General features: G+C 64.3%; 19 protein-coding genes. 14 read left to right on the top strand and 5 right to left on the bottom strand.

The features are described 5' to 3' along the window. Nucleotides 1-207: 207 nt before the first annotated feature. The 3 genes from BGO64_RS14200 to BGO64_RS14190 form a co-directional block, all read right to left on the bottom strand. Nucleotides 208-2,229, bottom strand: coding sequence for an exoribonuclease II (locus tag BGO64_RS14200; protein WP_045523092.1), 2,022 nt, complete (start codon nt 2,227-2,229; stop codon nt 208-210). An 86-nt stretch (nt 2,230-2,315) separates the two neighbouring features. Continuing rightward, nucleotides 2,316-3,215, bottom strand: a complete 900-nt coding sequence (locus BGO64_RS14195; RefSeq protein WP_286700881.1) for a LysR family transcriptional regulator ArgP — start codon at nt 3,213-3,215, stop codon at nt 2,316-2,318. 233 nt (nt 3,216-3,448) lie between these two features. After that, nucleotides 3,449-4,078 carry an acyl-homoserine-lactone synthase gene (locus tag BGO64_RS14190; protein ID WP_029313613.1) on the bottom strand — a complete coding sequence of 210 codons (630 nt, stop codon included), beginning with the start codon at nt 4,076-4,078 and terminating at the stop codon, nt 3,449-3,451. Nucleotides 4,079-4,142: 64 nt separating this feature from the next. Between BGO64_RS14190 and BGO64_RS14185 the strand changes: the two genes are divergently transcribed. The 3 genes from BGO64_RS14185 to BGO64_RS14175 all read left to right on the top strand — a co-directional run bounded on the left by BGO64_RS14185 (nt 4,143) and on the right by BGO64_RS14175 (nt 7,915). Then, entirely contained in the window at nt 4,143-4,925 is a 783-nt protein-coding gene (locus BGO64_RS14185) for a LuxR family transcriptional regulator (RefSeq protein WP_010672766.1), read from the top strand. 262 nt (nt 4,926-5,187) lie between these two features. Further along, nucleotides 5,188-5,808 carry an L-lysine exporter gene (lysE, locus tag BGO64_RS14180; RefSeq protein ID WP_042015435.1) on the top strand — a complete coding sequence of 207 codons (621 nt, stop codon included), beginning with the start codon at nt 5,188-5,190 and terminating at the stop codon, nt 5,806-5,808. Nucleotides 5,809-5,935: 127 nt separating this feature from the next. After that, a complete protein-coding gene (locus BGO64_RS14175; protein WP_286700943.1) occupies nt 5,936-7,915 on the top strand; it encodes a bifunctional 2',3'-cyclic-nucleotide 2'-phosphodiesterase/3'-nucleotidase in 1,980 nt (659 codons plus the stop codon). A gap of 114 nt (nt 7,916-8,029) precedes the next feature. On the opposite strand, the gene lpxL is transcribed toward BGO64_RS14175, so the two are convergent. Beyond that, the gene (lpxL, locus tag BGO64_RS14170; RefSeq protein WP_010672769.1) at nt 8,030-8,953 is read right to left on the bottom strand and encodes an LpxL/LpxP family Kdo(2)-lipid IV(A) lauroyl/palmitoleoyl acyltransferase; all 924 of its coding nucleotides are present in this window, start codon (nt 8,951-8,953) and stop codon (nt 8,030-8,032) included. 248 nt (nt 8,954-9,201) lie between these two features. On the opposite strand from lpxL, the gene hldE reads away from it, so the two are divergent. Then, nucleotides 9,202-10,629 carry a bifunctional D-glycero-beta-D-manno-heptose-7-phosphate kinase/D-glycero-beta-D-manno-heptose 1-phosphate adenylyltransferase HldE gene (gene hldE / locus BGO64_RS14165; RefSeq protein ID WP_039039759.1) on the top strand — a complete coding sequence of 476 codons (1,428 nt, stop codon included), beginning with the start codon at nt 9,202-9,204 and terminating at the stop codon, nt 10,627-10,629. Nucleotides 10,630-10,783: 154 nt separating this feature from the next. On the opposite strand, the gene tolC is transcribed toward hldE, so the two are convergent. Then, the gene (gene tolC, locus BGO64_RS14160; protein ID WP_029313618.1) at nt 10,784-12,109 is read right to left on the bottom strand and encodes an outer membrane channel protein TolC; all 1,326 of its coding nucleotides are present in this window, start codon (nt 12,107-12,109) and stop codon (nt 10,784-10,786) included. Between the two features lie 306 nt (nt 12,110-12,415). Between tolC and nudF the strand changes: the two genes are divergently transcribed. The 10 genes from nudF (at nt 12,416) to parE (ending at nt 21,415) form a co-directional block, all read left to right on the top strand. Beyond that, complete coding sequence (gene nudF, locus BGO64_RS14155; RefSeq protein ID WP_010672772.1) at nt 12,416-13,057, top strand: ADP-ribose diphosphatase; 642 nt, start codon at nt 12,416-12,418, stop codon at nt 13,055-13,057. Nucleotides 13,058-13,156: 99 nt separating this feature from the next. After that, a complete protein-coding gene (locus BGO64_RS14150) occupies nt 13,157-13,603 on the top strand; it encodes a DUF1249 domain-containing protein (protein WP_039039758.1) in 447 nt (148 codons plus the stop codon). A gap of 27 nt (nt 13,604-13,630) precedes the next feature. Beyond that, a complete protein-coding gene (gene cpdA / locus BGO64_RS14145; protein ID WP_041214382.1) occupies nt 13,631-14,449 on the top strand; it encodes a 3',5'-cyclic-AMP phosphodiesterase in 819 nt (272 codons plus the stop codon). Between the two features lie 9 nt (nt 14,450-14,458). Further along, nucleotides 14,459-15,046 carry a YqiA/YcfP family alpha/beta fold hydrolase gene (locus BGO64_RS14140; protein ID WP_041214383.1) on the top strand — a complete coding sequence of 196 codons (588 nt, stop codon included), beginning with the start codon at nt 14,459-14,461 and terminating at the stop codon, nt 15,044-15,046. A 2-nt stretch (nt 15,047-15,048) separates the two neighbouring features. After that, nucleotides 15,049-15,672 carry an NUDIX hydrolase gene (locus BGO64_RS14135; protein ID WP_128345306.1) on the top strand — a complete coding sequence of 208 codons (624 nt, stop codon included), beginning with the start codon at nt 15,049-15,051 and terminating at the stop codon, nt 15,670-15,672. A 36-nt stretch (nt 15,673-15,708) separates the two neighbouring features. Continuing rightward, a complete protein-coding gene (locus BGO64_RS14130; RefSeq protein WP_039039754.1) occupies nt 15,709-16,113 on the top strand; it encodes a GFA family protein in 405 nt (134 codons plus the stop codon). A 171-nt stretch (nt 16,114-16,284) separates the two neighbouring features. Continuing rightward, the gene (locus BGO64_RS14125; RefSeq protein ID WP_128345316.1) at nt 16,285-16,527 is read left to right on the top strand and encodes a DUF1656 domain-containing protein; all 243 of its coding nucleotides are present in this window, start codon (nt 16,285-16,287) and stop codon (nt 16,525-16,527) included. Next, the gene (locus BGO64_RS14120; RefSeq protein ID WP_128345308.1) at nt 16,520-17,386 is read left to right on the top strand and encodes an efflux RND transporter periplasmic adaptor subunit; all 867 of its coding nucleotides are present in this window, start codon (nt 16,520-16,522) and stop codon (nt 17,384-17,386) included. The genes BGO64_RS14125 and BGO64_RS14120 overlap by 8 nt, the downstream gene beginning before the upstream one ends. A gap of 1 nt (nt 17,387) precedes the next feature. Then, nucleotides 17,388-19,391, top strand: a complete 2,004-nt coding sequence (locus tag BGO64_RS14115) for an FUSC family protein (protein ID WP_286700880.1) — start codon at nt 17,388-17,390, stop codon at nt 19,389-19,391. 113 nt (nt 19,392-19,504) lie between these two features. After that, nucleotides 19,505-21,415 (top strand): DNA topoisomerase IV subunit B, encoded by a 1,911-nt coding sequence (gene parE / locus BGO64_RS14110; protein ID WP_286700879.1) that lies wholly within the window; start codon nt 19,505-19,507, stop codon nt 21,413-21,415. Nucleotides 21,416-21,424 lie beyond the last annotated feature (9 nt).

The following is a 21,424-nucleotide window of genomic DNA, read 5'->3' as shown; positions in this document are numbered from 1 at the left end:
AGTTTTTCCCCCGAGAGGATCGGTTCCGACAAGGCCTCTTGTGACGCCCGGGTGGCGGATCCTGATCCGCTCCCGTCTCGATCCTCCCTGCCGGTAGCGACGCAGGCAGGGGCCTGCGAGCGGGTCTCCCATCCGTCTGCCCGCGGAGCGCAGCCATAAAAAAAGCCCGCAGGATGCGGGCTTTTGCAGAGCAGACAAGCAGGGGGATCACTGCGCCTTGGGGGCCTCGTCGGCGGGGGCCGTGTCGGCCTCGCTGGCAGGAGCGACCGGCGCCGGACCCGGCACCAGATCCACCGCCGGCTTGGCGATGAGGGAGCGGGTCTCTTCTACCGCCTCGGTCAGCTTCACCTCGATGATCTGGCCGAGCTCGTAGACCACCTCGGTCTTGTCCAGATAGACGCGGCCGTTGTCCCAGTTGCACTCCAGCCGATCCTTGTTGTCCAGGATATGGCGGGCGGGCATGAAGACCACGGCGCCGTTCTCCTGCAGGCGCAGCTTGAGGCCGGCGCGCATCACGTCGATGATCTCGGCGTTGAACACCTTGTCGGTGCCCGCATCGGCCTTGAGGTAGCGCACATAGAGCCAGTCGCCGATGTCGCGCTCCACCATGCGGTGCAGGCGGCGGCAGGCGGTCAGGTGCTCGGTCAGCTCCAGGCTGGGGCGCTCACCCGGGGTCTTGCCGGCGATGACCGCCTTGAGCAGGCGATGGTTGACCATGTCGCCGTATTTGCGGATGGGGGAGGTCCAGGTGGCGTAGGCATCCAGACCCAGGCCGTAGTGGGCACCCGGTTCGGCGGACATCAGGGCATAGCTCTGGAAGCGGCGGATCTTGCCGTCCAGCCAGCGGGTGTCCAGGTTGTCTATCCAGCGGCGCAGGGCGCAGAAGCCGGAGAGGCTCGCGATATCTTCCTTCTCGAACGGGGCCTCGGCGGTCTTGAGCAGCTCGATGGCGCCGTCCAGGGACTCCTCGTCAAAGCCGGTGTGGACGTTGAAGATGCCGTAGCCGACCTCTTTGCCCAGCACGCGGCCGGCGCAGATGTTGGCGGCGATCATCGACTCTTCCACCATGCGGTTGGCGATGCGGCGCGGCTCCACGTGGATGGCCAGCACTTCGCCGTCTTCACCCAGCTCGAAGTCGTAGTCGGGTCTGTCCGGGAACACCAGGGCGTGCTCGGTACGCCACTTGATGCGGGCCTCCGTCATCGCCTTCATCAGGGGCAGCTGGGCCAGGACGCCGGCGTCGATATCCAGCGCTTTGCCGTGCTCGGCCCAGTCGGAGACGTCGTCATAGCTGAGACGGGCATGGGAATTGATGCGGGCGGCGAAGAACTCGGTCTCCTCCAGCAGCAGGCCGTCCTCGGCGATGAGCAGACGGGCGCACAGGGTGTTGCGCTCCTCGCCCTCTTTCAGGGAGCAGAGCTCGTCGGAGAGGGTGCGCGGGATCATGGGTACGTTGCGTCCCGGCATGTAGACGGTGAAGGCGCGCTGGGCGGCCTCCTTGTCCAGCTCGCTCCCCTCGGCCACATAGGCGGTCGGGTCGGCGATGGCCACCAGCAGCTCCCAGCCGTTCTCCAGCTTGGTGATGGCCAGGGCATCGTCCATGTCCTTGGTCTTGGCACCGTCGATGGTGAAGAAGGGAACCTGGGTCAGATCCCGGCGGGGCAGCTCTTCCTCTTCGATCACCTTCCACTCCGGCAGGTCCGCCGGTTCAATCTGGGCCAGGTTGTGGCGCGCCAGCACCACCCACCAGGGCACGTTGTGATCTTCCTGGGTGGCGATGAGCTGGGTGATCTCGGCGGAGAAGTTGCCGTCCACCAGGGCATGGCGCTTGAGGGTGGCAACCACCCAGTCCCCTTCCTTGAAGGATTTCTCGTCCAGACCCTTCTTGGCGCGGGCCTTGATGGCGTCCTTGATGAGGGGGTGGTCGGGCACCACGTTGAGGCGGTCGCGGAACATCTTGACGCGGCCGACGAAGCGGGTGACGGCCTGTTCCAGCAGGGCATCCGGCTCGGCCACCTCTTTCTCTTTTTCAGTGCGGATCAGGGCGCTCACCCGGTCACCGTGCATCACCTTCTTCATGTAGGGAGGCGGCACGAAATAGCTGGTCTTCTCATCGACCTCCAGGAAGCCGAAGCCCCGATCTGAGGCGCGGATCACACCCTCTTTCTTGGGGATGTTTTCGCGGATTTGTTGCTTGAGCTGGGCCAGCAGCGGATTGTCTTGGAACATAAATGGGGAACCTGAGTGGAGACCTGATGGTTAATCGCCCAGCACTATACGTTTTTACCCCCCCAAAGCCAAGGTGAATGGCCCCCTCAACGGGGTTGCAGTGCCCGTCGCCCCTGATGGATCAGGCGCTGGGATATCTGCTTGTGCAGCCCCCGCTCCAGCACCCAGCGGTGCCAATAGAGCTGCTCGACCAGGTGGTGATCAGGGTTGAGATCGAGCAGGCGCCCCTCTTCCAGTTGCTGGCGGATCTGCAATTCCGGGATGAGGCAGCAGGCCAGCCCCTGCTCCGCCATGGCGACGAAGGCCTCGGAGGATCGCACCGTGTGGCAGGGGTAGCCACCGGGGGGGAGGGCGAAATGACGGGCCATGTAGCTGATGTGCATGTCGTCGCGCTGATCGAAGGCCACCGCCGGCGCCTTGGCCAGGGCCTCCGCCGTGAGGCCGTTCGGGAAGTGGCGGGCGACGAAGGCCGGGCTGGCGGTGAGCAGATAGCGCATCTCGCCGAGTTCGTCGACACAGCAGCCCGCCAGCGGCTGGGGTTGCAGGCTGACGGCGCCGAACGCCTGCCCCTCGCGCACCCGGTCCAGGGTGCGGCTCTCGTCATCCACCAGCAGGTTCAGCTCGATGGGGTATTGCTCCAGCAGCGGCGCCAGGGCGGGCAGGAACCAGGTGGCCAGGCTGTCGGCATTGACGGCGATGCTGACCCGGATGGGGGCCCTGGGCTCGTCGGGGGAGAGCTCGCCGGCCAGCTCCAGCTCCAGCTGGCGCACCTGGCGATAGTGGGCCAGCAGCTTCTGGCCGAGCCCCGTGGCCTGCAGCGGCTGGCTGCGGATGATGAGCGGCTCCGCAAACTGCTGCTCCAGCTGCTTGATGCGCTGGGAGATGGCGGACTGGGTAATGTGCAGGCGCTGGGCGGCACGCTCGAAGTTTTGCTCCCGGATCACCGCGTCCAGGGCCAGCAGCAGCTTGTAGTCCAGCGTCTTCATCAGCATTCCTTATGAAAAAAGGGAGTTCAGCAAGAATGCTACTCAAGGGAGCGCCAGAGGACAACCTGACCGCCCCCATGGAGGGGACCCGTGCCCGGGGCCGCCCCTGTGAGATGTGACAGTAGTCCTGACATGAGATTCATAAGATACTCATCCGGTCCGTTTTTGCATGGGGTGGAAACGGACCATAGCGAGCGTCTTGAATCCCGGGCCGGTCCCGGGACTTTTTTTGCTCAGATGACGGCGAGCAGAGCATCCCCCGCCGGCCGGTAATGGCCCTGCAGGGGGCGATGGACGGCGCGGTCGAAACGCTCGTCCAGGTGGAAGCGGATGCCGACTCCGCGCACGGCCCCCAGATCCACCGCCTGGCGATGGCCGAGGCGCTCGATGGGCAGGCCGAGGCGGCGGAAGATGCGCTCCACCGGCAGGCTGACCACGGCCACCAGCTCGCGGATCCCCTGCTCCCTGGCGAAGGCCAGCACCTCGCGGAAGATGACGCAGGTGAGTTCGCTGATGCCGTTCTCCAGGCGAGGGGCCCGGTCGGCGTCGATGGCGAGGCGGGTCAGCTCCCACACGTCGTTGCCGCGCGGGGGGGCTTCGCCAGCGAGGGCGGTGGGGAAGATGCTGGGCAGCATGTAATCCTGGGCGCAGCTGAGCAGGCGGATGCAGCCGCACAGCCCCTGCTTGTCTTCAATCAGCACCCAGTGGGTGTCGGGCTTGTCGAAGTTGTCCCGCTCCAGGCCACGGCGGGATTCCACGTCCCAACCGAGTCGATCGGAGAAGACGCGGTTGCGAAATCGGTAGAGCTCGTTTTCGACCTCCCATCTGGGGTGTTCTTTCAATTTTCCTTTGAAAACAAGCATTCATGTCTCTCCATTTCATGGTTAGGCGCTATAATCCAAGGCCTTGGCCAGGGGAGGCTTGCCTATGACACGCGACCAACTGCTTGAGTACCTGGAACATTTCACGCTGGTGACCGATGGCAACCGGCTGTCCGAGCTCATCGGCCGCTTCACCCTGGGAATGGGTTACGACTACTACCGCTTCGCCCTCATCCTGCCCATGTCGATGCAAAGGCCCAAGGTGGTGCTGTTCAACCAGTGCCCCGACTCCTGGGTACAGGCCTACACCCTGAACAACATGCTGGCCTGCGATCCCATCATCCAGCTCGCCCGCAGGCAGACCCTGCCCATCTACTGGAACCGGCTGGACGAGAAGGCGCGCTTCCTGCAAGAGGGGAGCATGGATGTGATGGGGCTGGCGGCGGAATTCGGGTTGCGCAACGGCATCTCGTTCCCGCTGCACGGGGCGGCGGGGGAGAACGGCATACTCTCTTTCATCACCCGGGAGCGGGCGTCGAGCGATCTGATGCTGGAGTCCTCGCCCATCCTCTCCTGGATGTCCAACTACATCTTCGAGGCGGCGATCCGGATCGTGCGCCAGAGCATGAGGGAGGACGATCCCCAGGAGCCCCTGACGGAGCGGGAGACCGAGTGCCTGTTCTGGGCCAGCGAAGGGAAGACATCGGGGGAGATCGCCTGCATCCTCGGCATCACGGAGCGCACCGTGAACTACCACCTCAATCAGGTCACCCGCAAGACGGGGTCGATGAACCGCTACCAGGCCATCGCCAAGGGGGTGAGCAGCGGCATCCTGCTGCCGAACCTGGAGCAGGTGGTGGTCACCAACTTCCCCTCCCTGCTGCAGTGAATACAGGCAAGGCGGCACCGGCTCGTCGCCTGGCATCCCCTCTGTCGTCATCACCGCTGTCCTGCGCCGTCCCATCCTGCCGCCGATTCTCGGGGCGGGGCTGTGACCCCACAATTGTCAGATCCTGCAATTGACAACCTTCTTTGTGTGGTTTCGGCCCGGTTTTCATCAGTTTTATGAATGCATCAGAAAATGAATGAATTTCTCTGATTGCCCGCGCCCCCTTATAGTGCGTTTCTCTCTTTCACAGGAACGCATCCCCATGTTCGCCACCACCCTGCAAGGCTTTACCCTCGGCCTTGCCATGATCATCCCCATCGGGGCCCAGAATGCCTTCGTGCTGAGCCGGGGCATTCACCGCAATCACCACCTGCTGACGGCGACCCTCTGCTGCCTGTGCGACCTCGTGCTGATCGGCATCGGGGTATTCGGCGGGGCCAACTTGCTGGCGGCCAGCCCGATCGGCCTGGCCCTGCTGACCTGGGGCGGCGTGCTCTTCCTCGGCTGGTTCGGGGTGCGCTCCCTGCGCAGTGCCTGGCGCGGCCAGGAGGCGGCCCTGGCGGACTCGCCCCGGTTGATGGGGGTGAAGAGCGTGCTGGCCATGACCCTCGGAGTCACTCTGCTCAATCCCCACGTCTACCTGGATACCCTGATGCTGCTTGGCTCCTTCGGCAGCCAGTTTGCCGAGGAGCTCAGACCCGCCTTCGCGGCGGGGGCCATGCTGGCTTCTCTGGTCTGGTTCTACGGACTGGCGTTCGGGGCGGCGGCGCTTTCCCCCTGGCTTGCCCGGGGCCGGGTGCAGCAAGCCATTGATCTTGTTGTAGGTCTCATCATGCTGGTGCTGGCGGCCAAGTTGGCACTGGGTGCCATATCGGCCTCATGAGGCTATTTTTGTGCCGGGCTTCATAAAAATGAGTCCCGGTGCCATCTGCTGACATATTCGTCTGTTAAATTCCCGGCGCTGGTAAAGCGTTACTCATAATAAAAGGGAAAAAACAGTGAATAACACCATGAAGCTGGGGGCTATTGCCGCCATCGTGCTGCTGTCTGCCTGCAGCAACGAGAATGACAGCAAGGCGCAGCCGGGGACCGTCTCCCTGCGCCTGATCCAGACCTCCGACATCCACTCCAACGTGCTGGGGTACGACTACTACCAGAACAAGGAGGATCGCAAGTTCGGCCTCTCCCGCATCGCCCTGCTGATCCGCGCCGCCCGCGCCGAGAACCCCAACAACCTGCTGCTCGACAACGGTGACCTCATTCAGGGCACGCCGCTGGCGGACTACATCTTCGAGCAGTCCGGTGCCGGCTACCTCGAGAAACAGGCGCACCCGGTGTTCAAGGCGATGAACGAGCTGGGCTACGACGCGGGCAACCTGGGCAACCACGAGTTCAACTATGGCCTGGACTACCTTGGCAAGGTGCTGGCGGGAGCCGACTTCCCCTATGTGAACGCCAACGTGTTCGAGGCGGGGGCCTTCAAGCGCGATGCCAAGGGACAGATTGACTGGAGCGGCAACAAGTTCACCCCCTATCTGCTGCTGGAGCGCGAGGTGACCGATGACAAGGGTCAGCGCCAGCGCGTCAAGGTGGGCATCCTGGGTCTGACCCCGCCCCAGGTGCTGCAGTGGGACAAGCGTCATCTGGAGGGCAAGGTGGTGGTGGCCGACATGGTCGAGACCGCCAATCACTATGTGCCCGAGCTGCGCGCCAAGGGCGCCGACATCGTGGTGGTGGTGGCCCACACCGGCATCAATGCCAGCAGCTACGAGGCCATGATGGAGAACTCCGCCTGGCATCTGGCCAAGGTGAAGGGGGTGGACGCCCTGATGCTGGGCCACGCCCACAAGAACTTCCCCGGGGACTTCCCGGATCTGCCGGAGGTGGACAACCAGGCTGGCACCCTGAGCGGCATCCCCACCGTGATGCCCGGTTACTGGGGCAACCACCTCGGCATCATCGACCTCAAGCTGGAGCAGGTGGACGGCAAGTGGCAGGTGAAGCAGAGCCAGGCCAGCCTGCGCAAAATTGACGCCAGCGAGGGCAGTGCGGTGGATCAGCGGGTGGTGGACCTGGTACAGGCCGACCACGACGCCACCAACCAGTGGCTGGACGAGCCGCTCGGCAAGATCACCTCCCCCATCCACAGCTTCTTCGCCCTGGTGCAGGACGACCCCTCGGTGCAGCTGGTGAGCGATGCCCAGCGCCGCCACGCGGAGCAGTTGCAACAAGACGGCCTGCTCAAGGAGTCCTACCCCATCCTCTCGGTGGCGGCCCCCTTCCGTGGCGGTCGCAACGGCATCAACGACTTCACCTATGTGGCCCAGGGTGACATCTCCCTGCGCAACGTCTCCGACCTTTACATCTATCCGAACACCCTGCAGGTGGTCGAGGTGAACGGGGCCACCGTCAAGGAGTGGCTGGAGATGAGCGCCGGCCAGTTCAACCAGATCGACACCGGCAAGACCGGGGTGCAGTGGCTGGTGAACGAGAGCTTCCCCACCTACAACTTCGATGTGATTGACGGGGTCAACTACGAGGTGGACATCACCCAGCCGGCCCGCTACAGCAAGGACGGGGTCAAGGTGAGCGACGGCCAGCGCATCAGCGGCCTCACCTTCAACGGCCAGCCCGTGGACCCGGCCCAGAAGTTCTACGTGGTGACCAACAACTACCGCGCCAGCGGCGGCGGCCACTTCCCGGGCATCGACGGCAGCAACATCGTCCATGAAGATCCCTTCGAGACGCGGGAGATCATCGCCCAGTACCTGAAGGCCCAGTCTGCGGACAACCCGGCTGGCTTCAGCCCGGCGGCCAACAACAACTGGCACATGAAGGCCCTGCCCGCCAACGTGGACGTGCGCCTCTACTCCTCGCCGACCGACGAGGCCAAGGCCCTGGCGGGGGCGGATCTGTCGTACCAGTCCACCCTGCCGATGGATGACGCCAAGCACCCCGGCTACGCCATCTACCGCCTGATCCGCCAGTAAGGCAGACGCTGGCAGCCAACAAAAAAGCCCTCGCAGTGCGAGGGCTTTTTCATGGGGCGCGGTGCCATCCTGTCCTGTCGTCTGGACTTGCCCGGTCGACGGGGCGGGAGGGCATCAGTAGTAGCCGGGATCGTCCGGATTGGGGCGGGTCTTGAAGCGGCGGTGCAGCCACATGTACTGCTCCGGCGCCTTGCGCACGGCGGCTTCAATCTCGCGATTGGCGCGGCTGGCATCCGCCATGTCGTCACCGCTCGGGTAGTCCGCGAGCGGGGCCCCGATATGCAGGGTGTAGCCCTCCCGGGTGCGGATGTTGTAGCAGGGCAGGGTGACGGTGTTCTTCACCCGGGCCAGGGTGGCGGTCCCCGTGATGGTGGCGGCCTGCTCCACCGCGAAGTAGGGCACGAAGACGCTGGCATGGCTGCCGTAGTCGTGATCCGGTGCATACCAGAGGGCGTCGCCGTTGCGCAGCGCCTTGATCATCCCCTTCACGTCCATCCGGTCCACCAGGTATTTGTTGGAGGCGCAGCGACCGTGGTACTGGGCGTACTCCAGCACCGGATTGGTGTTGGGGCGATAGACACCGACCCCGGGGCGCACCAGGCCGAAGCAGCGGGCATTGAGCTCCAGCGTCAGGAAGTGGCAGGAGAGCAGCAGCATCCCCTGGCCCTTCTCCATGGCGTTGATGACGTGCTCTTCCCCTTCCACCTTCATCAGGCGGCGCATCCGCCAGTCTGGCCAGAACCAGGCCATGCCCACCTCGAAGATGGCGCAGCCCACGCTCTCGAAGTTCTGCACCAGGAGGGCTTCGCGCTCATCCCGGCTGAGCTCGGGCATCGCCAGCTCCAGGTTGCGGCGGGCAATCTTGACGCGGGATTTCAGCAGCTTGCGGGCCAGGGTGCCGAGCTGGCGGCCCAGCCACATCTGGCTGCGCCAGGGCAGCAACACCAGCAGCCAGAGCAGGGAGAGGCCCAGCCAGCTCCCCCAGTAACGGGGATGGAACAGACGGGGTTCGAGGCGGGGAGCGTGTTCTTGGGCCATGAAGAGTCTCTTGTTCGCAAAGGCAAAGGGGGGAGTCCGACCGAACCGGGGGGCCTGTGTGGGGTGGCCCGGCGCGGATGCGGTCACTCGCATGTCGAGGATTCTATCCGAAAAGCGGGGGCGGGCGCGAATCGCCGTCATCTGGTCAGAGGGGGCGTCAGGGGGCAGGGCCGTGCTTTTTTCACGCCCCGGAAAAGAGTGTGATAAAATCGGCCGCTGAATTTTTCAGGTTTTGAGAGCCGATACAGATGAAAATCACCCTGCCCGAGTTTGAAAAAGCCCGCATCCTGGTCGTTGGCGATGTCATGTTGGATCGCTACTGGCATGGCCCTACCGGCCGGATCTCCCCCGAGGCACCGGTCCCCGTGGTCAAGGTCGAGCACATCGAGGAGCGTCCGGGTGGCGCCGCCAACGTGGCGCTCAACTCCGCCGCCCTCGGCGCCCAGGCCGTGCTGCTGGGCCTGACCGGTCAGGATGAAGCCGCCGATGCCCTCGCCAGCCAGATGGCCGGGGTCAAGGTGGCTTGTGATTTCGTGCGCCTGACCGACTATCCGACCATCACCAAGCTGCGGGTGCTGTCCCGCAACCAGCAACTGCTGCGTCTGGACTTTGAAGAGGCCTTCCACGACGTGGATGCCAGCCTGCTGATGGGCAAGGTGGAGCAGGCGCTGCCCCAGGCGGACGTGATGATCCTCTCCGACTACGGCAAGGGCGCCCTCAACGATGTGCCCGGCATGATCCGGCGTGCCCGCGCCGCCGGCATCCCCGTGCTGGTCGACCCCAAGGGGACCGATTTTGAGAAGTACCGCGGTGCCACCCTGCTGACCCCCAACATGTCCGAGTTCGAGGCCGTGGTGGGCAAGGTGAAGGGGGAGGAAGACCTGGTCGCCAGGGGGCTGGAGCTGGTCAAGCGCTTCGAGCTGGACGCCCTGCTGGTCACCCGTTCCGAGAACGGCATGACCCTGATCCGCGAAGGGCAGCCCGAGCTGCACCTGCCGGCCCAGGCCCACGAGGTCTATGACGTCACCGGTGCCGGTGACACCGTCATCTCCACCCTGGCGACTTCCCTTGCCGCAGGCAAGAGTCTGGATGAGGCCTGCGCCCTGGCCAACACCGCCGCCGGCATCGTGGTCGGCAAGCTGGGGACCTCCACCGTGAGCCCGGTGGAACTGGCCAACGCCCTCTACACCGAGCAGGAGACCGGCTTTGGCGTCATGTCCGAGGCCCAGCTCAAGGTGGCCGTCCAGGCCGCCCGTCTGCGCGGCGAGAAGGTGGTGATGACCAACGGCTGCTTCGACATTCTGCACGCGGGTCATGTCTCCTATCTGGCCAATGCGGGCAAGCTGGGGGATCGCCTGATCGTGGCGGTGAACACCGACGAGTCCGTGCGTCGCCTCAAGGGGCCGGGTCGCCCGGTCAACCCGACCGAGCGCCGTATGACTGTGCTGGCGGCCCTGGGTGCCGTGGACTGGGTGGTCCCCTTCAGCGAAGACACTCCCCAGCGTCTGATCGCCGAGATCCTGCCAGACCTCCTGGTCAAGGGGGGCGACTACAAGCCCGAAGAGATCGCCGGTTACGCCGAGGTGACCGCCAATGGCGGCGAGGTGCGAGTGCTGAACTTCGAGGACGGCTGCTCCACCACCGACATCATCAAGACCATCCGCGAACGCGGATAAGCGTAAAACCCGGCCAAGGCCGGGTTTTTTGATGGGGCTGCCGGGTCGGTGACATGGCCGCTGCCTGGCAGGCCCCGACCAACGCACTTCCAGCGGCGAACAGAGATGAAAAAGGCGACCCCGGGGTCGCCTTTTCTCATGGTGTGCGCATGGCTCAGGACTTCTTGGTGACCTGGGCGGCGGGCATCAGACCCTGGTTCACCTCTTCCAGATCCTTCTGCTCCAGGATGCCGGCGGCCTGCTTGAGGGAGAGGATGCTGAGGATGTAGTTGTAGCGGGCCTCGGAGAGCTTCTGCTTGGCCTGATACAGCTTGCGGGTGGAGTCCAGCACGTCGACGATGGTGCGGGTACCCACCTCGTAACCGGCTTCGGTCGCTTTCAGGGCGCTGTCGGCGGAGATGACGGACTGGCTGTAGGCGCGGACCGAGCCGATGCTGGCGTTCACGTTGTTGTAGGAGGAGCGGACCGTGCTCTGCACCGAGCGGAAGCTGCGCTCGAGCTGTTCGCTGGCGGCCACGTAGTTGAACTGTGCCTGCTTGACCTGGGAGGTGGTGGCCCCGCCGGTGTAGATGGGCAGCTTGAAGTTCAGGCCGATGTTGCCCTGATTGCTGTTGCTCTCGGGGTTGCGGATCTCGTCCTTGTAATCGTTGTAACCGGCGTTCAGGCCGGCGCCCAGATCCAGGGTCGGTTCATGACCGGTCTTGGCCAGATCGATCTGCTCCTTGGCGATGTCCTTGCCGATGCGGGCGCTGTGCAGCTCCAGGTTCTTGTCCAGGGCCAGCTCCAGCCACTTGTCGGAGTTGAACGCGGTCTTCTGCGGGCTGAAGCGATCGGTGTTGAGCACGTCCAGTTGACGGTGGTCGATACCGGTCAGCTCGCGCAGGCTCTCGTAGCTGTTGTCCAGGGTGTTCTCGGCATTGATCTCGTCCGCCAGCGCCTGATCGCGCTCGGCCTCGGCTTCGTGCACGTCGGTGATGGCGGTCAGGCCCACTTCGAAGCGCTGCTGAGTCTGTTCAAGCTGACGCTCGACCGCGGTCTTGTTGGCACGCACGAATTCCAGGGTATCCATGGCCTTGAGCACGTCGAAGTAGGCCTGGGCGGTACGCAGCATCAGGTTCTGGTACTCGAGGTTGTAGGCCACGTCGGACTGGGTGGCGCTCTTCTCGGTCAGATCCAGGTTGACCCAGTTGCTGCGACGGTAGATGGATTGATCCAGGGTCACGGAGCCGGTAGCGCCCGTGTTGGTCATGGTGTCGTTCTTGTTTTGCAGGTAGTTCAGGCCGGCGCCCAGGTTGATCTGGGGCAGCAGGGCTGCACGGGATTCGTTGATCTTCTCGAAGGCCTGGTCCCGCTTGGCCTTGGATTCCAGCAGCTGGGTGTCCTTGATCTGGGCCTGTTGGTAAATATCGAGCAGGTTTTCGGCATGAGCGGCGCCGCTCACACCCAGCATCACCATGACTGACAAGAGTGTTCTTTTCATATGATAGTTTTAACCTTTTGTATCAACCCAAAGCTGTCCGCTGGATGAAGGGGGGATTGTCACCGACCAAGCTTGATTTCAGCTTAACCACTCTACTATAAGCAGATTTCATTGCGAACTGTCTCTTTTCCAGCTGCGGAAACGTCAAGGTCCGGGGCGAGTTTTCTCGGCAACGCGCCTAGCCAAATGCCCTGTGGCTGCTAAAATCCTTCCCTCATCGTCGGCGAGAGCGAGTGAATGAATGTTCATTCATGCCCCCGAATATTATGGTCAAACCAAGCCAAGTCAAGCTGGCAGGAGTCTCGAATGTCACAGCAAGCCTTGCCTCAAACCTGCCACTACTCCAGCGATGATGTGAAAATCATTGAAAAATCAGCTGGATATAATGGCTTCTTCAAGGTGAATGTCTACCGCCTGCAACACAGGCTGTTTGCCGGTGGCTGGAACGCCCCCATCGTCCGGGAACTGTTCGAACGTGGTCATGCCGCCGCCCTGCTGCCTTATGATCCGGTGCGAGACGAGATCGTGCTGGTGGAGCAGTTTCGCATCGGTGCCATGGAGACCAGCGCCACCCCCTGGCTGCTGGAGCTGGTGGCCGGCATCATCGATGAAGGGGAGACCGCCGAGGCAGTGGTGCGGCGCGAAGCGGTGGAAGAGGCAGGGATCGAGGTGGGACGCTGCGAACACGCCATCAGCTATCTGGTGAGCCCGGGTGGCAGCACCGAGCGCATCGAGGTGTTCGTGGGCGAGGTGGATGCCAGTCAGGCCAAGGGGATCCACGGTCTGGCGGAAGAGGGGGAAGACATCCGGGTCCACGTGGTGAGCCGCGAGCAGGCCTATGCCTGGCTCAAAGAGGGGCGTATCGACAATGCCGCCTCCGTCATCGCCCTGCAGTGGCTGGCCCTGAATCACGGCGAGCTGCGGGCACGCTGGCTGGCGGGGCGCTGAGGTGACGCTCGTTCAGACCCGGGTCAGGTGCCCTGTGTCCGACTGGAACACTGTGCAGTGGGTCCACCCTTCATGGACCCTGATTGAGGGAGCCGCGACATGTCATTAGTCCAGAGCCCGATGAAGCGCTATGTGCCTGATTTGATGTCCTTGCAGCGTACCTGCGAGGTCAATTACATGGCGCTGATGAAACTGTTGCCGCCTGGCGGCAGCGTGGGTGCCGAGCGCCGCTATCAGGTCGGCAACGGCCTGCAGTTCCAGCTCACGGTGACCGAGGAGAGCCGCTTCACCAGCCAGGTGATCCTGGCCCAGCACAACCCCGAATTGCCGAGCTACTTGCAAGCCCGGATAGAGATTCGTTTGTATCATGATGTGCGAATGGCGGAAGTGTGTGCGGCGCAACAGATTTCAATGTTGCAACCACGTTATGATTATCCCAATCAAAAAATGCATCACAGGGATGAAAAGGAGCAGGTAAATCTATTCTTGGCCGATTGGTTGAGATTTTGTCTCAAACACGGCACCAGCCTGATTAACATCCTCTAGTCGAACCCATAAAAAAGAAGCGTGATTTTGGAAACAGAGCTACCTCAGGCGCCGGACGGCAGTGTGCGCCTGTTACAGATTACCGATACCCATCTCTTCGCCAGTGCCGAGGGGCGGCTGCTGGCCGTGCCCACGGCGCAGAGTCTGGCCGCCGTGCTGGAGCGGGTGCAGGCCAACGAGCACCCGTTCGATCTCATCCTCGCCACCGGGGATCTCTCCCAGGATCACAGCCCGGAGTCCTACCAGCGCTTCGCCTCCATGATGGCGCCCCTGGCTCGCCCCATCTACTGGTTGCCCGGCAACCACGACGACGGCCCCCTGATGACCGAATACCTCCATGCGGCCGGCATCAGCGAGGCCAAGCAACTGGTGGGGGAGCACTGGCAGGTGATCCTGCTGGATACCCAGGTGCGCGGCAAACCCCACGGGGTGCTGGGGGATCACCAGCTGGCGGCCCTGGATCAGGCCCTGCGCCAGCATCCCGAGCGCCATGCCCTCATCGCCCTGCACCATCAGGCGGTGCCGGTGGGCTGCGCCTGGCTGGATCAGCACAACCTCAAGAATGCCGACGACCTGTTCGCCGTGCTGGCCCGCCACCCGCAGCAGAAGACCATCCTGTTCGGCCACGTCCATCAGGAGTTTGACGAGGTGCACCACGGAGTGCGGCTCATCGCCAGCCCCTCTACCTGCATCCAGTTCAAGCCGCTCTCCGACGGTTTCGCACTGGACGAATCCGGCCCGGGCTGGCGCTATCTCACCCTGCACCCGGATGGCCGGGTGGCGAGTCAGGTGTGGCGCCTGCCGTTGGGGCAGTTCGTGCCCGACCCCAATGCCACCGGTTACTGAGGCGTTGCCATGAAGCCCGTCCTGCTCTATCTGCACGGTTTCAATTCATCCCCCGGCTCGGCCAAGGCGCAGCAGATGGCGGCCTGGGTGGCAGAGAACAGGCCCGATATCGAGGTGGTGATCCCGGCCCAGCCCAACACCCCTGCGGCCGCCTGGGCTGCCATCGAGCAGGCCATCGCCGACCTGAAGGCCCGCCACGGCAGCGCCCTGCGACTGGGCGCCGTGGGCAGCTCCCTCGGTGGCTTCATGGCCACGCGAGTGAGCGAGCGATACGGTTGCCGCGCCGCCCTCATCAACCCGGCGGTGCGCCCCCACGAGCTGCTCTGCGACTACCTCGGCCCCCAGACCAACCCCTACAGCGGCGAACGCTATGAACTGTTGCCCGGACACATGGACGAGCTGAGAGCGCTGGCGGTGCCGGTGACTGCTCCCGAGCGGCTCTGGGTGCTGCAACAGCAGGAGGACGAGGTGCTCGACTATCGCAAGGCGCTGGACGAATACCGCTTTGCCCGTCTCTCCCTGGAGTGCGGCGGCGATCACGCCTTCACAGGCTTCGAGCGCTACCCCGCCCAGATCGTCCGTTTCCTCGGGCTCTAGCCGTGCAGCCGCCGTTGGCCGCCTTCCTCGAACAGGTGCTGGCCACGGCCCAGGCGGGGCTCACCTATTCCCGCGATCCCTTCGACATCGCCCGCTTCGAGGCGCTGCGAGCGGCCACGGTGACGCTCATCGCCAGCCAGAGCGAGCTGGCCCCCGACGCCATCGGCGACTGGATTGCCCTCGACAGCGGCTATCCCACCCCCAAGCTCGATGTGCGGGCCTTCATTCAGAACGACGCGGGCCATGTCCTGCTGGTGCAGGAGCGCAGCGACGGCTGCTGGACTCTGCCCGGTGGCTGGTGTGATGTCGGCGATTCGCCTGCGGACGCCGTGGTGCGTGAAGTGGTGGAGGAGACCGGCCTCGTCTGTCGGGCGGTGCAGCTGCTGGCGTTGTTCGACAAGCTCAAGCATCCCCATCCCCCGCAGCTGCCCCACGCCCACAAGGCCTTCTTCCTGTGCGAGGTGACGGGCGGCGCTCTGCTTACCGACACCGATGAAACCAAAGGGGCGGGGTACTTCCCCATCGACGCCTTGCCCGAACTCTCCCGCCACCGGGTGGTGGCGTCCCAGTTGCGCACCCTGCATGACCATCTGTCGCAGGGGCGGGGGGATACCCTGTTCGATTAACCGGTTCGCAGCCTGACACTGCGGCAAGGAGGCAGCATGATCACACGCATCGGCAATACCCCCATCCAGAAGAAACACAAGGCGAGCTGCCACTGCGGCGCCGTGGTGCTGGAGCTGACCCTGCCGGATGGCGTGGTGGATCCGCGCCGCTGCGACTGCTCCTTCTGTCGGCGGCGAGGGGCCATCGTCGCCTCGGTGCCGCTGTCCGGCATCCGCATCCTGCAAGGGGAGGCGGCGCTTCGCTGCTACCAGTTCAACACCCGCACCGCGAAACACTACTTCTGCAGCGTCTGCGGCATCTACACCCATCACCAGCGCCGATCCAATCCGGCGGAATATGGCTACAACCTCGCCTGTCTGGAGGGGGTCAACCCGTTCGATCTGGGAGAGGTGCCGACCCGGGACGGGGTGCATCACCCGGCAGATACCGTAGCCGATTGAACGCGAGGTGACTGCCCCGACGAGTGGCGGGGAGGACGGGCGAGGCGTTGTCGTGCCACTCCCGTGACGACGCCTCAGGGGGTCATCTGCCTGTGTAGCCCCCGCAATGGCTGTGTTAACCTTGCCCTGTCCGTCTCCCGGCGGACCCCGGCCTCTCTCTTCATTCCATCTCTGCCAACAGGGGGCACACCCGTGACGACTGCTTCAGCGCTGCCGGATCTGATCCTCGGGTCCTCGCTCTACTTTCCGCCCCTGTTCAAGGCCGTGCTGCTCGGCCTGCTGGGCTGGCTGCCGCTGCACCATCTGCTGCGGGACTGGCTCTACGGCGGCGAGGTCTGGCACCCCCTGCTGATGGATCTCTCCCTCTTCATCCTCGCCGTCAGCGGCGCCCTATGGATATTGCTACATGGCTAAATCACCCCTCGCGACCCTCAAATACCTCTCCACCCTGCTGGTCTTTGCCCTGGCGCTGGTGTCGCTCTGGTGGCTGTGGAACGACTACATGCAGGGGCCCTGGACCCGGGATGGCAAGGTGCGGGCCGAGCTGGTCAGCATCACGCCCCAGGTGTCGGGCAAGATCGTCAGGATAGGGGTCAAGGACAACCAGCTGGTGAAGGCGGGGGAGCTGCTCTTCACCCTGGATCCCGAGCCCTATCGCATCGCGCTGGACAACGCCAGCGCGGCCCTGGCCAAGGCCAGGTCGGATCTCGACAAGGCGGAGCACGAGGCGAACCGTCGCCAGAGCCTCTCCCGCACCGTCATCTCCGCCGAGGCGGTGGATGAATCCAGGCTCAATGCCCAGGCGATGAAGGCGGCCTATGAGGTGGCCCAGGCCAATCTGGAGCAGGCCAGATGGTCCCTTGCCCGGACCGAGGTCCATGCTGCGAGCGACGGCTACATCACCAACCTGCAGGCCAGGGTCGGCAACTACGCCACCGCCGGGGTGCCCCTGGTGGCCCTGATAGACACCCACTCCTTCTATGTGCAGGGCTATTTCGAAGAGACCAAGCTCAGGCACATCGCCCCCGGCAAACCGGCCGAGGTGGTGCTCTACAGCGGGGATCGGGTACTCAGGGGGGAGGTGGAAAGCATAGGGCGCGCCATTCACGATCAGAGCCTGGAAGGCAGTGAGGGGCTGCTGCTCGACGTCAAGCCGAACGTGCCCTGGGTGCGTCTGGCCCAGCGGGTGCCGGTGCGGATCAGGCTGCTGGCGATTCCCCCGGATCTGGTCTTGATCGCGGGCACGACCTGTACCATCACCATAGGGGACTAGAGTGATCCCCTCGCTCTGGCGCCAGACCCCCTGGGGCAAGGCCAACGGCGGACAGTGGCGCTACGCCCTGCGCAATGCCCTGGCCATGTGCCTGTCGCTCTGGCTGGCGTTCGTGCTGCAACTCGACTCTCCCTACTGGGCCATGACCTCCGCCGCCGTGGTGAGCTTTCCCACCGTGGGGGGCGTCATCAGCAAGAGCCTGGGGCGGGTGGTGGGCAGCCTCATCGGCGCCATGGCGGCGGTGATGATCACCGGCCTTGGCATCGGTGATCCCTGGCTCTTCAGCCTGCTTATCGCCCTCTGGCTGGGGGGTTGCACCTACATCTCCAACCACCATCAGAACAACGTCTCCTACGGTTTCGCCCTGGCGGGCTATACCGCCGCCATCATCGCCTTCTCCTGCGTCAACCTGACCGACCCGCAGCATATCTTCGACATCGCCCAGGCCCGGGTGAGCGAGGTGATCGTCGGCATCCTCTGCGGCGGCCTGATGATGATGATCCTGCCGAGTTTCTCCGATGGCGAGACCCTGCTGGACTCCCTTGGCAAGAGCCAGACCCGGCTGCTGGAACATGCCCAGCTGCTCTGGCTCGGGGAGACGGGCGCCGATGTGCGCACCGCCCACGAGGGGGTGATCGGTCAGATCCTCACCCTGAACGTGCTGCGCATCCAGGCAGTCTGGAGCCACCACCGCCTGCGCCGCCACAACCAGTTGCTGAACTATCTGCTCCATCGCCAGCTGAGGATGGTCAGCCTCATCTCGGGGCTGCGCCGCATGCTGCAACACTGGCCAGAGGACGCCGTCGACCCGGCCCCCATGCTGGTCGCCGTGCTGCGGGAGCTGGGACAGGGGGGCTGCGACAAGCTGCGCATTGCCCGCCTGATGGCGCCCTTCGTGGCCCGTTCGGGGGATGATTATCGCTGTCAGGCCTTCTGGCTGCGGCTGCGCCACTTCTGCTGGAGCTACCTGGAGTGTCAGCGCTGGCTGGAAAGGCTGGCCCGCCACGATGGCCAGGAGTGGCCGGCGCCGCCGCGCCACAGCTCTCTGACCCGCCACACCGACGGCCTGGAGGCGGCCTACAACGGGGGGCGTACCTTCCTCTGCGTGATGCTGGGCTGCACCTTCTGGATCCACAGCCAGTGGGATGCGGGCGCTGCGGCCCTGACCCTGCTCGCCATCTGCTGCGTGCTCTATTCCGCCACCCCGGCCCCGGCCAAGGGGGCCCAGACCATGCTCAAGGCCATCGTGCTGCTCAGCTTTATCTGCTTCGGGGTCAAGTTCGGGCTGATGATCCGCATCGACGACTTCTGGATCTTCTGCGCCCTGCTGTTCCCCGCTCTCATCACCCTGCAACTGCTGAAATTGCAGCGACCCCAGGGGGCGGCGCTCTGGGGCCAGCTCATCGTGCTGCTCGGCTCCTTCCTCGCCATCACCAATCCGCCGAGCTACGACTACCTCGCCTTCGTCAACAGCAGCCTCGCGCAGGCATTGGGGGTGATGAGTGCCGGACTGGCGTTCCAGCTTCTGAGGCCCAGCTCGGATCGGCGCAAGAGCCGCCGCCTGATGCATCGTCTGCGGCGGGATTTCGTGGACCAGCTGGCCCCGGCCCCGCATCAGAGCGAGGGGGAGTTTGAATCCCGGGTCTATCACGCGGTGAGCCAGCTCAGCCAGAGTCAGGATCAGGGGGCCCGGCTCTGGGTGCTGCGCTGGGGCGTGGTGCTGCTCAATTGCAGCCACATCGTCTGGCAGCTCAGACTTTGGCGCAGCCGGGATCCGGCCCTCTATCTGGTGCGGGACGGCTGTCTGCGCTGCCTGAAAGGCATTCTGACCGAAGGGGGCGTGCAGCACGAGACCCTGGGGCGCACCCTGGCGGAGCTGGACCGCATCAGCCAGGGGCTGGGGGAACATGCAGACCCGGCGGCCCGGGCTCTGGCGGGGCTGGTGTGGCGACTCCACTGCTCCCTCTCCCAGCTTGTGCAGGCCCTGCCCGGGGAACTCGCCTGATCCCGGGCGGGGAGGCCGGAGCCCCTCTGGATCACCCTTTGCGAGCGCCCCATTTGTCCCGGGCCCTCCCAGCGAGTAAGATTCCCCCCAAACGTCAATTCGCAAGGCCCTCCATGTCCACTCAATACAATGCGGATGCCATTGAGGTCCTCAATGGCCTTGAACCGGTGCGTCGCCGCCCCGGCATGTACACCGACACCACCCGGCCCAATCACCTCGGCCAGGAGGTCATCGACAACAGCGTCGACGAGGCGCTGGCGGGTCACGCCCGCAATCTGGAGGTGATCCTGCACGAGGATCAGTCCCTCGAGGTGATCGACGACGGTCGCGGCATGCCGGTGGACATCCACCCGGAGGAAGGGGTCTCCGGCGTGGAGCTGATCCTCTGCAAGCTGCACGCGGGGGGCAAGTTCTCCAACAAGAACTATCAGTTCTCCGGCGGCTTGCACGGGGTGGGGATCTCCGTGGTGAACGCCCTCTCCGATCGGGTCGAGGTGACGGTACGCCGGGACGGCCAGGTCTACGACATCGCCTTCGAGCGTGGCGAGAAAGTGCAGGAGCTGACCATCACAGGCACCTGCGGCCGTCGCAACACCGGCACCCGGGTGCGCTTCTGGCCAGAGGCGCGCTACTTCGATTCGCCGCGCTTCTCGGTCTCCAAGCTCGAGCACCTGCTCAAAGCCAAGGCCGTGCTCTGCCCGGGCCTCACCATCAAGTTCTTCGACAAGAACACCGGCATCAAGCTTGAGTGGTGCTACGAAGACGGCCTCAAGGATTACCTCATCGACGCGGTAAAGCAGTTCACCTGCCTGCCGGAGCAGCCCTTCGTCGGCTCTTTCAGCTCCGAGCAGTCGGCGGTGGACTGGGCCCTGTGCTGGTTGCCGGAAGGGGGCGAGTGCCTCGCCGAATCCTATGTGAACCTCATTCCCACCGCGCTCGGTGGCACCCATGTCAACGGCCTGCGCCAGGGGCTGCTCGACGCCATGCGTGAGTTCTGCGAGTTCCGCAACCTCTTGCCCCGCGGGGTCAAGCTGACCCCGGAAGACATCTGGGATCGCTGCGCCTACATCCTCTCCATCAAGATGCAGGACCCGCAGTTTGCCGGCCAGACCAAGGAGCGACTGTCGTCCCGCCAGAGCTCGGCCTTCGTGTCGGGCGTGGTGAAGGATGCCTTCAGCCTTTACTTGAACAGCAACACCGAGCTGGCCGAACAGCTGGCCGAGCTCTGCATCTCGAGCGCCCAGCGCCGGATGCGCGCCGCCAAGACGGTAGTGCGCAAGAAGATAACCCAGGGCCCGGCCCTGCCCGGCAAGCTGACCGACTGCGGCTGCGCCGATCCCATGCAGGGGGAGCTCTTCCTGGTGGAGGGTGACTCCGCGGGCGGCAGTGCCAAGCAGGCGCGGGATCGCGAGTTTCAGGCCATCATGCCGCTTCGCGGCAAGATCCTGAACACCTGGGAGGTGGAGGCCGGTCAGGTGCTCGCCTCCCAGGAAGTGCACGACATCTCGGTGGCGATCGGGCTCGACCCCGACTCCGACGACCTCAGTGGCCTGCGCTACGGCAAGGTGTGCATCCTCGCGGATGCGGACTCGGACGGTCTGCACATCGCCACCCTGCTCTGCGCCCTCTTTGTGAAGCACTTCCGCACGCTGGTGGAGAAGGGCCATGTCTATGTGGCCATGCCGCCCCTCTATCGTATCGACATCGGCAAGGAGGTCTTCTACGCCCTCGACGAGGACGAGAAGAACGGCGTGCTGCAACGGGTCGAGGCTGAGAAGAAGAAGGGCAAGGTGATGGTGACCCGATTCAAGGGGCTGGGTGAGATGAACCCCAAGCAGTTGCGGGAAACCACCATGGATCCCAACACCCGCCGCCTGGTGCAGCTCACCATGGGCGCGGAAGGAGGGGCAGAAGGGGAAGATGGGGACGAGACCCTGCAACTGATGGACATGCTGCTGGCCAAGAAGCGCGCCGGTGATCGCCGCGAATGGCTGGAAGAGAAGGGCAACCTCGCCATCATCTAAAGCGAGTCG

The organism is Aeromonas sp. 62-46 (genome assembly GCF_001898585.1).
GTDB classification, from domain to species: domain Bacteria; phylum Pseudomonadota; class Gammaproteobacteria; order Enterobacterales; family Aeromonadaceae; genus Aeromonas; species Aeromonas caviae.
Note: the sequence above shows the minus strand (reverse complement) of the source record. Positions and strands in the feature narration are given on the sequence as shown.